Origin of the sequence: Rhodoferax ferrireducens, from assembly GCF_031458075.1 — a bacterium.
Lineage (GTDB): Bacteria > Pseudomonadota > Gammaproteobacteria > Burkholderiales > Burkholderiaceae_C > Rhodoferax_B > Rhodoferax_B ferrireducens_A.
The window spans coordinates 171,971-184,871 of record NZ_JAVDXT010000003.1; the positions used below are offsets into that span (position 1 = coordinate 171,971).

Below are 12,901 nucleotides of genomic sequence, written 5' to 3' on the forward strand. Positions count from 1 at the left end.
ATGGGATGCTCAGGCTATCGAGGCTTCCGGCGCATCCGAACAAGACTGGCCGCCACAGCCCTGGATGGGTGTCGCCGGCAGTGCGTCCGGGCTGGTGATATGCCCGGTCAGCGGGTCAAAACCCACCCGGCGCACATGCAAGGCCAGCGCCGCGTCCATGCTTTGCGCGTGCTGCAGAAACCAAGGGCCCAACTCGGAGGCCATGGCCCGGATGCACGGCAGATCGCCTGCCTGGCCCCGCACCGCGCCTTCGCGCATCACGTCCAGCACCACTTTGTGCTGCATGCTGTGGCAGTTGACCGAGGCAAACCGGGTCGCCTGCATCCAGCGGTCTTCCTGGCCAAAGTGGGCTTCGGTATGCACGATCAGCTGCTGCCACAGCCGCAGCAGATCGGCATCCGGCGCGGCCCCCACGCCGGCCAGCAAGTCCACGAACTCACGGTGGGTGTCGTCCATACACGCCAGGTCCAAGGACAAGGCGTCCGACCATTCCAGCAAAGCCATGCGATTTCTCCTGAAGTTGCTCAGGAGCGTAGCGGCCCTCGGACGATCGGCCCTTGACGCAGATCAGGCCGCAGCGCGCTTTTGCAGAATCTCGAAAGCCGGCAGGGTCTTGCCTTCCAGGATTTCCAGGAAAGCGCCGCCGCCGGTGGAGATATAGCCCACCTGTTTTTCAATGCCGTATTTGGCGATAGCGGCCAATGTGTCTCCGCCACCCGCTATAGAAAACGCAGCACTTTCGGCGATCGCGCGGGCAATGGTTTCGGTGCCATGGGCAAAGGCGTCGAACTCGAACACGCCGACCGGACCGTTCCAGACGATGGTACCGGCCGACTTCAGCTGGGTTGCCAGGGCTGCCGCGGTTTGCGGGCCGATGTCCAGGATCAGGTCGTCATCGGCCACGTCGGTTGCCGCCTTGACGGTGGCGACTGCATCGGCGGCGAAGGACTTGGCGGTCACCACGTCGGTAGGGATGGGCACGGCCGCGCCGCGGGCTTTCATCGCATCGATGACGGCCTTGGCCTGGTCGACCAAGTCGGCTTCTGCCAGCGATTTGCCGATCTTCAGGCCAGCCGCCAGCATGAAGGTGTTGGCGATGCCGCCGCCGACGATCAGCTGATCGACCTTCTCGGCCAGGCTCTTCAGGATGGTCAGCTTGGTCGACACCTTGGAGCCGGCAACGATGGCCACCAGCGGGCGCTGGGGATGCGCCAAGGCCTTGGTGATGGCATCGATCTCGGCCGCCAGCAAGGGGCCGGCGCTGGCCACCTTGGCGTATTCGGCGATGCCGTAGGTCGTGCCTTCGGCGCGGTGGGCGGTGCCAAAGGCGTCGTTCACAAAGATGTCGCACAGGGCGGCCATCTTCTTCGCCAGCTCAGGGCTGTTCTTCTTCTCGCCGACGTTGACGCGGCAGTTTTCCAGCAGCACGACCTGGCCGGGGGCGACCGTCACGCCATCCACCCAGTTGGCCACCAGCGGTACCTCGCGGCCCAGCAGCTCACCCAGGCGCTTGGCGACCGGCGCCAGCGAGTCTTCGGGCTTGAACGCGCCTTCGGTAGGGCGGCCCAGGTGCGAGGTCACCATCACGGCCGCACCGGCGTCCAGCGCCATCTGGATGCAGGGCACGGAGGCACGGATGCGGGTGTCTTCGGTGATGGCACCGGCATCGTCCTGCGGCACGTTGAGGTCGGCGCGGATGAAAACGCGTTGGCCCTGGGCTTTGCCCTGGGCGCACAGATCGGAGAAGCGGATGACGTTCATGGCGTTGGAGTCTCGGTAAATGGGCGGGATAGTCAGCCCGCCATTCTAGAAGTGCCGAGTTACCAACCCCAACCAAGATGCAACGGCAGGTACACCAGCATGCCGGCCACGATGGTCAGCAGCACGTCACGGCGCCAGAAGTACACCAGCGCGCCGACGGCAGCGCCGAACAGGCGTGCATCCATCCAGGTGGTCAGCAGCTGGCCCTGGGTCATCAGCACCTCGGGCAGCACCACGGCCGACAGGGCGGCAATCGGCGCGTACTGCAGGCCGCGCTGGGCCCAGTGCGGCAGGCCGGCGGACTTGCGGCTCAGAAAGAAGAAGCAGCGCGTCAGCACCGTGATCAGCGCCAGGCCAATGATCAGCGCCACGGTGTACAGGTCGGTGCTGCCGTTCATTCCGCGCGCTCCTTACCGGGCGCCGGGCGCAGCTTCTCGGTGCCCATACAGGCCAGCACCGCCACCGCAATCGCCACCACGATGTTCAGCTTGAACGGCAGCTGGTAGGCCACGATGGCCGCGACCGCCGCCACCGCCGCCGACAGCAGCCGCAGCCGCGTGCTGGCCAGCGAACACAGAATGCCGATCAGGCACAAAATGCCGGCAAAACCCAGGCCCCAGGTGGTGGGGATGAAGTTGGCCAGCACCACGCCGGTGATGCTGATCGGCATCCAGCTGATCCAGGTGGCGGTATTGCTGCCGGCCAGATAGGCTTCCTGGGCGTTGCGCGCCTCGGGGGTGTCGCCCGGGTGCGGAAAGCGCTTGGTGAACATCACATAGGTCAGATCGGTGGTCAGGTAGCCGTGGCTGATGCGCTCCAGCCAGGGCAGGTGCATCAGATAGGGCCGCAGGTGCAGGCTGAACACCACAAAGCGCAGGTTCACGCAAAACGCCGTGGCCAGGATCACCCAGGCCGGCGCGCCGGCAATCATCAGCGGCGTGGCAGCCAGCTGCGAGCTGCCGGCAAACACCGTCAAGGTCATCAGCAGCGCCGCCCCCAGGCCCATGCCCGAATTGGCCATGGCCACGCCGGTCATCAAACCCCAGGCCGCCATGCCCGGGGCTTGCGGCCACATCTCGGCAGCACCGATGCGGAATTCGGGGTGGATGCGGTTAGCGCGCTTCAGGAACATCGGCTGTGCCTTCGAACACCATGCCAGGCTGCAGATCGCAGCCGCGCAGGAAGTCGGCCACCGCCAGGCGCTTGCCGCCCGGGCGCTGCACCAGCGCGATATTTACTATCGAATCCATAGCTGCTACCGCAATGTAGTCCTGCGCCAGAGCCACAATCGATCCACAACCCGCATGCGCCGGCGGCCGGGCATCTGACACGCTGGCCGCCCAGACTTTCAGGCTGTCGCCGGCCAACTGGGTGGCGGCGCCGGGAAACGGGTTGAAAGCCCGGATGCGGCGCACGATGGTCTGCGCGCTTTGGCTCCAGTCGATGGCGGCTTCGCGTTTTTCGATCTTGTGGGCGTAGCAAATGCCTTCGGCCGGCTGCGGCACGCGCGCCAACGTATCCAGCTGGGCCAGCGTCTGCACCACCATGCGTCCGCCCAGGGCGGCCAGCTTGTCGTGCAGGCTGCCGGTGGTGTCCGTGGGGTCTATAGGCAGGGCTTCGACCAGCAGCATGTCGCCGGTATCCAGGCCAGCGTCCATCTGCATGATGGTGACGCCAGTCGTGGCGTCGCCCGCCTCGATGGCCCGGTGGATGGGCGCGGCGCCGCGCCAGCGCGGCAGCAGGCTGGCATGGATGTTCAAACAGCCACGCGGTGGCAAGTCCAGCACCCACTGCGGCAGGATCAGGCCGTAAGCCACCACCACCATCACATCGGCCTGGGCATCGACTAGCGCCTGCTGCGCGGCAGCCGCATCTTCGGGGTATTTGCCGTCCAGGCGCAGGCTGCGCGGCTGGGCCACGGGAATGCCATGGGCCAGCGCATGCTGCTTGACCGGCGAGGCCTGCAGCTTCATGCCGCGGCCGGCGGGCCGGTCCGGCTGGGTGAGGACTAGAACCATCTCGTGGCCGGCCGCCTGCAGCTGGGCCAGCGCGACCTGGGCGAACTCCGGCGTGCCCGCAAAAATGACGCGCATCAAGCCACGTCCGCTTTGCCCATGGCGCGGCGCGTCTTGAGCATCTTGCTTTTGATACGGTTGCGTTTCAGCGGCGACAGGTATTCGACGAACACCTTGCCGAGCAGATGGTCCATCTCGTGCTGCACGCAGATCGCCAGCAGGCCCTCGGCCTCCAGGGTGCGCGACTGGCCCTCGCCATCCAGTGCGGTGACACGGATCTGGGTGGAACGCTCGACGCCGTCGTAAATGCCGGGCACCGACAGGCAGCCTTCGTCGTTCAGCACCCGCTCTTCGCTGGCCCACAGGATCTCGGGGTTGATCAGCACCAGCGGCGCATTGCGCTCCTCGGACACGTCGATCACCACCAGGCGCTCGTGCACATCCACCTGGGTCGCCGCCAGGCCGATGCCGTTGGCCTCGTACATGGTCTCCAGCATGTCGGCGATCAGGCCCTGGATGCGTGCATCCACCGCCGTGACCGGTCGTGCTAAGGTGTGCAGCTTGGGATCTGGATATTGAAGAATTGAAAGTAGCGCCATGGAATCTCACCGAAAATGTCGAGCGCGTACGCAACTCCCGAGAGAAGGGCTCTCCGCCCTTTTCTCGGGAGTTGCGTACGCCGTGTGTCTCTATTTTCGCTACTTTTGCGCCGGCATAAATGGACCGGGCCCAATATTCGTTGCCCAACCAGGGGCTTGGGCGCAGAATCGCGCGTAATTTGTCTTTAGTTTTCCGTCGGATCAGCGTCCTGTACAGGACCGGGCAGCGGTAGCCCCGGCGGGTATTTGTGGTGCAACCAAATATGAAATACATGATGGCGGGAGTGGGTACACGTTGGGCTATCGCATCGGCGTGTGCCGCTCTCATGGGCGGCTTGTCCGTACCTGCAGCGCTGGCCCAGAATTACCCGATCAGCCCGGCCCAGCAGGCCACCGCCAGCCAGGTCGCCCAGAACGGCGTGCCGCTGAGCGATCTCGCACCCAATGCCCCCGACCGCTATACCGTCAAATCCGGCGACACGCTGTGGGCGATTTCCGGCCTGTTTTTGACCTCCCCCTGGCGCTGGCCCGAGCTCTGGGGCATGAACCAGCAGGAAGTGCAGAACCCGCACCGCATCTACCCCGGCCAGGAACTGCGGCTGGTCAAGAAAGACGGCCGCGCCATGCTAGTGGCCGGCCGGGCCCAGCCGGGCGACGGACTGCGCACCGTGCGCATGTCGCCACGCACCCGCATCGAAAACCTGGGCGACAACGCCCTGCCTACGCTGCAGACCAATCTGATCGAGCCCTTTCTGGCCGAGCCGCTGATCGTCGACGAAAACACCCTGGCCCTGGCGCCGCGCATCGTCGCCACGCCGGAAGACCGCATCTTGCTCAGCCGCGGCGACCGCGCCTATGTGCGCGGGCCGCTGGAAGCACCGCTGCTTGACGAAAAAGGCAAGCCCTGGAACTTCCGCGTCATGCGCAAGGCCACGCCGCTGCGCGACCCGATCACCAAGGAAGTGCTGGGCTATGAAACCCAGTACGTCGGCAAGGTGGTGCTGGTCAAGGGCGAAAGCCGCCAGCTGTCGGGCGCAGTCGACAAGAATGGCCAGCCGCTGATGGACATCGTGCCGGCCAGCGTCGACGTCCAGTCGATCAAGGAAGAAATCAGCATCGGCGACCGCCTGCTGCCCGAACCCGAACGCGAGCTGCTGAACTTCGTGCCCCGCGCGCCGTCGCAGAATGTCGATGCGCGCATCGTCTCGGTCTACGGCAGCACCTCCATCGTGAATGCCGCCCAGTACCAGATTGTGGTGATCAACAAGGGCACGCGCGATGGCATCGAGCGCGGCCATGTGCTGTCGCTGCTGTCCGCCGGGCCCAGCATGGTCGACACCACCGACACCCCGAAAACCCGCATCAAACTGCCGGACGAGCAAAACGGCCTGCTGATGGTGTTCCGCCCGTTCGAGCGCCTGTCCTACGGACTGATCCTGGAAATCAAGACCGGCGTCAAGGTAGGCGACCGCCTGACCACGCCACCGCGCTAAGCTGCCGCGGCCCCTGCGCATGGAGCGCGACGAACTCGCCGCCTGGCTGCAGCTACTGCTGACGCCTGGCATTGGCAACGAAGCCGCCCGGCGCCTGCTGGCGGCTTTCGGGCTGCCACAAGCGGTGTTTGCGCAATCCCAGGCCTCGCTGCAGCAAGTCGTTCCCCCGGCCCACGCCAGCGCGCTGCTGCAAACACCACCTGAGCTGGCCGCGCATCTGGAGGCCACCGCCCAGTGGCTGGCGCAGGCCGAGGCCGCGCCACGCAGCCTGATCACCCTGGGCGATGCCCACTACCCCACGTCTTTGCTGGCCATGGCCGACCCGCCGCTGCTGCTGTTTGCGCTGGGCCGCACCGACCTGTGGCAGGCCGGCAGCACGCAGAACATCGCCATCGTCGGCAGCCGCAACCCGACACCGCAAGGCGAGGCCAATGCCCGGCAATTCGGCAAAGCCTGCGCCCAGGCAGGTTTAACCGTGGTGTCCGGCCTGGCGCTGGGCGTGGACAGCGCGGCCCACCAGGGCGCGCTGGAGGGCGCTGCCGCCGGGCAGCTGGCGACGATTGCCTTCGTCGGCACCGGTCTGGACCGGGTCTACCCCAAGCGCAACCTGGCCCTGGCACACCAGATCGCCGGGCACGGCCTGCTGCTCAGCGAATACCTGCTGGGCACGCCGCCGCTGCCGGCCAACTTTCCCAAGCGCAACCGGTTGATCGCCGGCCTGGCCCAGGGCACGCTGGTGGTGGAGGCGGCCCTGCAATCGGGCTCGCTGATCACCGCCCGGCTGGCCTCGGAGCAGGGCAAAGAGGTGTTCGCCATCCCCGGCTCCATCCACGCGCCCCAGGCCCGCGGCTGCCATGCGCTGATCAAGCAGGGCGCCAAACTGGTGGAGACCATCCAGGATGTGCTGGACGAACTGCAGTTGCCTGGCACTACGGATTTGATAGCTGCTAGCGCAGATACAGACAGCGCTGATGGCCAAAATGATGCTGAGAATCCTTTGCTGGCCGCACTCGGCTTCGACCCGGTCGGCCTGGATGCGCTGGTGGCCCGCACCGGCATTGCCCCGGCCCAGCTGCAGGTCCAGCTGCTGGAACTGGAGCTGGACAACCTGGTCGCCCGCCTGCCCGGCGGCCTGTTCCAGCGCATGGGACGGGCTTGATTTTTTAGCCCCGCCCCTGCAGCAGTTCTGCGCTATATTGGGGCCATGTTTGAAGTACTCGTCTACGTTTATGAAAACTACTGGAGAGGCGATGCCTGTCCCGAGCCCCAGCAACTGGGACGCAAATTAACGGCTGTCGGCTTCGAGGCCGATGAGATCCAGGAGGCCTTGCGCTGGCTCGACGGCCTGCACCTGGCATCGCACAAGCCTGAGCAGCAGCCCGGCACCCTGCCCGCGCTGCCGGCCAACAGCACCCTCGCCCTGCCCGCCACCGACAGCCTGCGGGTCTATTCGGTGGCCGAACAAGACCATCTGGGCGCCGAATGCCTGGGCTTTGTGAGCTTTTTGGAAACCGCCGGAATTTTGGCGCCCAGCATGCGCGAAATTGTGCTCGACCGCGCAATGGCCGCCAGCGGCAACCCGGTCACCCTGGACGACCTGAAGATCATCATCCTGATGGTCTACTGGAGTTTTGGCGAAGAGCCCGACGCCCTGGTGCTCGACGAGCTGTGCGACGACGCCTCGGACCGCGTCGCCCACTAAAGGCTTTTACAAGCCATTGAGGCCGCCAGCGCCCATGGAATGGGCGTGAGCAGCTACAAAAATCCTAGTATCTAAGCCAGCAAGCGCTCGGGGTTGGCGTCCAGCTTGGCCAATGCGTCGCGGGTGGCGCGCAGGGTCAGGGCTTCTTCTTCCTGCGGTACCAGCAGGCCGGCCTGCAGATAGGCGGCCAGGCGACGCGCCTGGATCAGATAGCTGCGGCCGTCCATCGAGGCAAACAGATTCAGCTGCTTACGGTTGCTGCGCCAGGCGAACTGCACGCGGTTGACCTGGCGGTTGTGGTCCAGCATGAACCAATGACCCAGCTGCAGCTCCTGGGCCCAGGCCTGCATGGCCTCGGTGGGTTTGGAGCCGCCGTCGGCAATCACGTCGATGCTGGAAGCGTCCATGCCCAGCATCATCTCGATGTTTTCCGGGTCCAGCGGCAGGTCGCCTGCGTCTTCGTCGCTGAAGAAGTCTTCCAGATTGGCCAGGTGCGCGGCCATGGACTCGATGCGGGCTTGCGGGATCGCCTCGGTCTTGGACATGAAGGCATCGGCCAGCGTGTCGCTGATGTATTTGATGTGCAGCTCTTGCGCAGGCGTGTCCAACCCCAGCAAGCCCATGCCCTGGCGCAGGCGCTGCAGCAGGGTGGGCAGGCTCTGGATCACCCGGGCCCGGTCGGCGCGGTTCGGCTTGGCGCTGGCCGACCAGACCAGCTCGGAAGCGGCTTTCTTCAGAGCGATGGTGTCCTCGTGCTGCGGGCCGTTGCGCACCGCGGCCATGGCCAGCACCTCGGCCCAGACCTTGAACAGGAACTCGCGGATCTCGTCGCGCACCGGCATGTCCTTGAGCATGTTGCGCAGCTCGATGGTGTACTGGATCGCCAGGGTTTCCTTTTGTTCGACCTGCTGCGCCAGGCTGACCAGGCGCTGGGTGCTGCCTTTTTCGGTCAGGTACTTAGACAGGAACAACACGAATTCGTCGTACACCAGCTGGAACACCCGGCGCCCGGTTTCGGGGTACTGCTCGATCACCTGGACCACGCGCCGGATCTCGTTTTCCATCGCGGTGCCACTGATGGCGCTGGCGTCAAAGCCCATGACGCAGGAACCCATGCGGTCGATCAGCTGGCGTGCAGGATGGTCTACGGTGCTGAAAAATTCGGGCTCCGCCAGGGCCACGCGCAGCACCGGCAGCTGCAGCCGGGCAAACCAGACCCGCACCGAAGGCGGAATCCGCTCTTCAGCCAGGATGCTCTGGAACATCAGGGCGACGATCTCGATGGTGGCTTTTTCGGCCGAGGTGGCAGCTTTTTGCTTGAGCTCGTTGGACCGTTCGCGCAGCGCCACGGCGACCTGGGACACCTCGGCCGGGCTGTAGTCGAAGCGGTCGGTGTACACCACGCCGCCCGGCATCGGGTCGGTATCGCCGCCATCGCGCCTGCGGGCAATCGCACGGGCCAGCGCCGGCGAAACCGGATGCTGCTCGGTCGCATCGAAATCGCTGACGTGGTCGCTCAGCATGCGTTTCAGGTGGCCCATGACACCCTGGGCGCGGCGCCGGGCCCGTGCCAGCGGCGTCGCCGCCGTCATCATGCGGGTTTCTTCGGCACTGTTTTGCTGCATCCGGGCCCGCTGGATGCGCTCAGCGGCGCCGATACTCGAATCCTCGTAAGCAGAGCCCGTGCCGCGCAACGCACCGGTACCGGTACCGCCAGCTGGCGCACCGGCCCAGCCCGAATCTTCGCCACCCGGCGTCGGTTGCGGCTCCTTGGTGACGCGGGACACGCCGGCAGTGGCCGCTCCAGCGGCATCGCTGCGCTTGACGCGGGTGCGCAAATCCACCGAGGGCATGACGCCACTGTCCACCAGCAAGGCATTGGCGGATTCGTAGGCCGCCAGAATTTTGGTACCCAGCTCGCGCTGCAGCACATCGGTAACCAAGGGCAGAATATTGCGCGCCAGGCCCACGGTCGCCCATTGCTCAACCAGCGACAGCATCAGCACTTCGGGTCGCAGCGGGTCGTGGCTGTTCAATTCGCCCGTGCCCTCCAGCAGTTGGATGCGGGCGCACAGGTCGCCGTAGACCGCGCCCAGCCGGTCCAGAATTGCCAAGGACAGGCGCGAGGCGAGGATCTTGTTCTCCACCACGTCGTCGCCCATCAACTCGAACTGGGACACGCGGTAGTTCGCCGGTGTCGCATGGGCCACGGGCAGCAAAGCTTTTTGCCAGGCCGCCACAGTGGACTGTTCCCAGGTCCGGTTGTGCCGCTGGTAGGCAGTCCAGGCGTCCTGGCGCTCGTGCATCTCGCGGGTGGTGCGCACTTCTTCCATCAGCGCCGTCAGGCGCCCGGCCACTGCCCGGTTGACATCGCCCATGCCTTGCCCCACTTCGGAGACGAAGCGCTCCCGCACCTTGCGGGCGAGTTGCAGGTCAGAAGGTGAGGCAGTGGTGGCCATATGTCAGACGCGGATCAAACGGTTGCACCCGCGTTGGGATCGTTAGGGTCTTCTTCTTTTTTGCCGGTCGACTTGACCAGGTCTTCGCGCTTGATGCCCAGCCACATGGCGATGGCCGCCGCCACAAACACCGAAGAGTAGATACCGAAGCAGATACCGATGGTGAGCGCCAGGGCAAAGTAATGCAGCGTGGGGCCGCCAAACAGCAGCATAGACAACACCATGATCTGGGTAGAGCCATGCGTAATGATAGTGCGGCTGATGGTCGAGGTAATCGCGTTGTCGATCACCTGCATCGTGCTCATCTTGCGGAAGCGCCGGAAGTTCTCGCGGATACGGTCAAAAATAACCACCGACTCGTTCACCGAATAGCCCAGCACCGCCAGCACCGCCGCCAGCACCGGCAGCGAAAACTCCCACTGGAAGAAGGCGAAAAAGCCCAGGATGATCACCACGTCATGCAGGTTGGCGAAGATCGCCGCCACGGCGAACTTCCACTCGAAGCGGATCGCCAAGTACAGCATGATGCCGACCACCACAAAAGCCAGCGCCTTCAGGCCGTCGGCGGCCAGCTCGTCGCCCACCTGCGGGCCGACGAATTCGGTGCGCTGCAGCTGCACCGAGGCATCCAAGGTCTTCAGCGCGGCCAGCACCTGGTCGCTCTGCTGTGCCGAAGTCACGCCCTTTTGCACCGGCATGCGGATCAGCACGTCCTTGGAGGTGCCGAAATTCTGTACCTGCACATCGTTCAGGCCCAGGCCGGCGATCTGGGTGCGCACCTGGTTCAGATCGGCGGGCTGCGAATAGCTGACCTCCATCAAGGTGCCGCCCGTGAACTCGACCGACAGATGCAGGCCGCGCGAGAACAGGAAGAACACCGCCGCCACAAAGGTCAGGAACGAAACGATGTTGAATACCAGCGCATGCCGCATGAACGGAATGTCGCGGTGGATCTTGAAAAACTCCATGGTGTCGCGTCCTTACTTGGCGTTGGTTTCAACGGCGGCATCGGGCCGCCACACGGTGCCGATGGACACGGTCTTGAGCTTCTTCTGGCGGCCGTACCACAGGTTGACCAGGCCGCGCGAGAAGAACACGCTGGAGAAAATACTGGTCGCAATGCCCAGCACATGCACCACGGCAAAGCCGCGCACCGGGCCGGAGCCGAAGGCCAGCAAGGCGATGCCGACGATGGCGCTGGTGATGTTGGAGTCCAAAATGGTCGCCCAGGCGCGGTCGAAACCTGCATGGATGGCCGCCTGCGGCGAGGCGCCCGCACGCAGCTCTTCGCGCACGCGCTCGTTGATCAGCACGTTGGAGTCGATGGCCATACCCAGCACCAGGGCCATGGCGGCCATGCCCGGCAGGGTCAGCGTGGCTTGCAGCATGGACAGCACCGCCACCAGCAGCAGCAGATTGAAGGCCAGCGCGATGCTGGAGAACACTCCAAACAGCATGTAGTAGCAGCACATGAACAGCGCCACGGCCAGGAAGCCCCAGGTCACGCTGTGGAAGCCCTTGGAGATGTTGTCGGCGCCCAGGCTCGGGCCAATGGTGCGCTCTTCGATGATTTCCATCGGTGCGGCCAGCGAGCCGGCACGCAGCAGCAGCGAGGTGTCGCTGGCTTCCTGGGTCGTCATGCGGCCCGAGATCTGCACCCGGCCGCCAGCGATTTCCGAGCGGATGACCGGCGCGGTCACAACTTCGCCCTTGCCCTTTTCGAACAGGATGATGGCCATACGCTTGCCGATGTTCTCGCGCGTCACGTCCTTGAAGATGCGCGAACCCTTGGCGTCCAGCGTCAGATTCACGGTGGCTTCGTGGGTCTGGCTGTCGAAGCCGGGCTGGGCATCAGTCAGGTTCTCGCCAGTCAAGACGACCTGCTTCTTGACGATCACCGCCTGGCCGCTGCGTTCCGGGTAGCGCTCGGCACCAAACGGCACCGCGCCCGCGCCGACGGCGGCCGACGCGGCCTCGGTGCTTTCGTCCACCATGCGCACTTCCAGGGTGGCGGTGCGGCCCAGGATGTCCTTGGCCTTGGCCGTGTCTTGCACGCCGGGCAGCTGCACCACGATGCGGTCCAGTCCTTGCTGTTGGATCACCGGCTCGGACACGCCGAGTTCGTTGATACGGTTGTGCAAGGTGGTGATGTTCTGCTTCAGCGCCTGGTCCTGCACGCGGCGCGCGGCCTCGGGGCGGATGGTGGCGGTGAGCTTGTATTCGGTGCCGTCGGGCGCATCGGTGGCGATGAGGTCGGGGAACTGGTCCTGCACCACGGCCTTGGCCGTAGCCAGGGTTTCGCTGTCGCGGAAGCGCACTTCGATGGCCTGGCCGTTGCGGCTGATGCCGCTGTGGCGCACGTTCTTGTCGCGCAGGATGCCGCGCAGATCGCCGCTCAGCGATTCGGCCTTCTTGGTCAGCGCGGCCTGCATGTCGACTTGCAGCATGAAGTGCACGCCGCCGCGCAAGTCCAGGCCGAGGTACATGGGCATGGCGTGCAGCGCGGTCAGCCAGGCGGGCGAGCGCGACAGCAGGTTCAGCGCCACCACGTAGTTGGCGTCGTTGGCGTCCGGTACCAGGGCTTTCTGGACCACGTCCTTGGCCTTGAGCTGGTTGTCGGTGCTGTCGAAGCGGGCCTTGACCGAGTTGCCTTCCAGGCCGATCAGCTCGGGCGTGACGCTGGCAGCTGCCAGGGCTTCCTGCACCTTGGCCAGGGTGGTACTGTCGATCTTGACCGATGCCCGGGCGGCAGAAACCTGCACTGCCGGAGCTTCACCAAACAAATTCGGCAGGGTGTAAATGGCCCCCACCAGTAGCGCGACCAGAAGGATCACGTACTTCCATACCGGGTATCGATTCATGGTCGCGCTTG

Annotated in this window: 12 protein-coding genes; 3 read left to right on the forward strand and 9 right to left on the reverse strand. The window is 65.0% G+C overall.

The window, feature by feature from the left end; genetic code table 11:
* Positions 1 to 9: 9 nt before the first annotated feature.
* From J2X19_RS16250 to def, 6 genes are all read right to left on the reverse strand, one after another.
* Positions 10 to 504, reverse strand: coding sequence for a hemerythrin domain-containing protein (locus tag J2X19_RS16250; protein ID WP_116608490.1), 495 nt, complete (start codon positions 502 to 504; stop codon positions 10 to 12).
* A gap of 63 nt (positions 505 to 567) precedes the next feature.
* Positions 568 to 1,761: a phosphoglycerate kinase gene (locus tag J2X19_RS16255; protein ID WP_310374800.1), complete on the reverse strand. Its 1,194-nt coding sequence runs from the start codon at positions 1,759 to 1,761 to the stop codon at positions 568 to 570.
* A gap of 59 nt (positions 1,762 to 1,820) precedes the next feature.
* Positions 1,821 to 2,159 carry an AzlD domain-containing protein gene (locus J2X19_RS16260; protein WP_116608492.1) on the reverse strand — a complete coding sequence of 113 codons (339 nt, stop codon included), beginning with the start codon at positions 2,157 to 2,159 and terminating at the stop codon, positions 1,821 to 1,823.
* Entirely contained in the window at positions 2,156 to 2,893 is a 738-nt protein-coding gene (locus tag J2X19_RS16265) for an AzlC family ABC transporter permease (RefSeq protein ID WP_310374803.1), read from the reverse strand. The genes J2X19_RS16260 and J2X19_RS16265 overlap by 4 nt, the downstream gene beginning before the upstream one ends.
* Positions 2,874 to 3,854, reverse strand: coding sequence for a methionyl-tRNA formyltransferase (gene fmt, locus J2X19_RS16270; protein ID WP_310374805.1), 981 nt, complete (start codon positions 3,852 to 3,854; stop codon positions 2,874 to 2,876). Before fmt ends, J2X19_RS16265 begins: the two co-directional genes overlap by 20 nt.
* Positions 3,854 to 4,375, reverse strand: coding sequence for a peptide deformylase (def, locus tag J2X19_RS16275; RefSeq protein ID WP_116608495.1), 522 nt, complete (start codon positions 4,373 to 4,375; stop codon positions 3,854 to 3,856). The genes fmt and def overlap by 1 nt, the downstream gene beginning before the upstream one ends.
* A gap of 275 nt (positions 4,376 to 4,650) precedes the next feature.
* Here def and J2X19_RS16280 point away from each other — a divergent pair, with 275 nt between their 5' ends.
* From J2X19_RS16280 to J2X19_RS16290, 3 genes are read left to right on the forward strand one after another with little or no spacing between them, the layout of a single operon-like run.
* Complete coding sequence (locus J2X19_RS16280) at positions 4,651 to 5,868, forward strand: LysM peptidoglycan-binding domain-containing protein (RefSeq protein WP_473198105.1); 1,218 nt, start codon at positions 4,651 to 4,653, stop codon at positions 5,866 to 5,868.
* A 19-nt stretch (positions 5,869 to 5,887) separates the two neighbouring features.
* On the forward strand, positions 5,888 to 7,027 hold the full coding sequence (dprA, locus tag J2X19_RS16285) for a DNA-processing protein DprA (protein WP_310374809.1): 1,140 nt from the start codon (positions 5,888 to 5,890) through the stop codon (positions 7,025 to 7,027).
* Positions 7,028 to 7,072: 45 nt separating this feature from the next.
* Positions 7,073 to 7,570, forward strand: coding sequence for a Smg family protein (locus J2X19_RS16290; protein ID WP_310374811.1), 498 nt, complete (start codon positions 7,073 to 7,075; stop codon positions 7,568 to 7,570).
* A 71-nt stretch (positions 7,571 to 7,641) separates the two neighbouring features.
* On the opposite strand, the gene J2X19_RS16295 is transcribed toward J2X19_RS16290, so the two are convergent.
* From J2X19_RS16295 to secD, 3 genes are read right to left on the reverse strand one after another with little or no spacing between them, the layout of a single operon-like run.
* Positions 7,642 to 10,029, reverse strand: a complete 2,388-nt coding sequence (locus J2X19_RS16295) for a DUF1631 family protein (protein ID WP_310374813.1) — start codon at positions 10,027 to 10,029, stop codon at positions 7,642 to 7,644.
* A 14-nt stretch (positions 10,030 to 10,043) separates the two neighbouring features.
* Complete coding sequence (gene secF / locus J2X19_RS16300) at positions 10,044 to 10,997, reverse strand: protein translocase subunit SecF (RefSeq protein ID WP_116608500.1); 954 nt, start codon at positions 10,995 to 10,997, stop codon at positions 10,044 to 10,046.
* Between the two features lie 12 nt (positions 10,998 to 11,009).
* Positions 11,010 to 12,890: a protein translocase subunit SecD gene (gene secD, locus J2X19_RS16305; RefSeq protein ID WP_116608501.1), complete on the reverse strand. Its 1,881-nt coding sequence runs from the start codon at positions 12,888 to 12,890 to the stop codon at positions 11,010 to 11,012.
* Positions 12,891 to 12,901 lie beyond the last annotated feature (11 nt).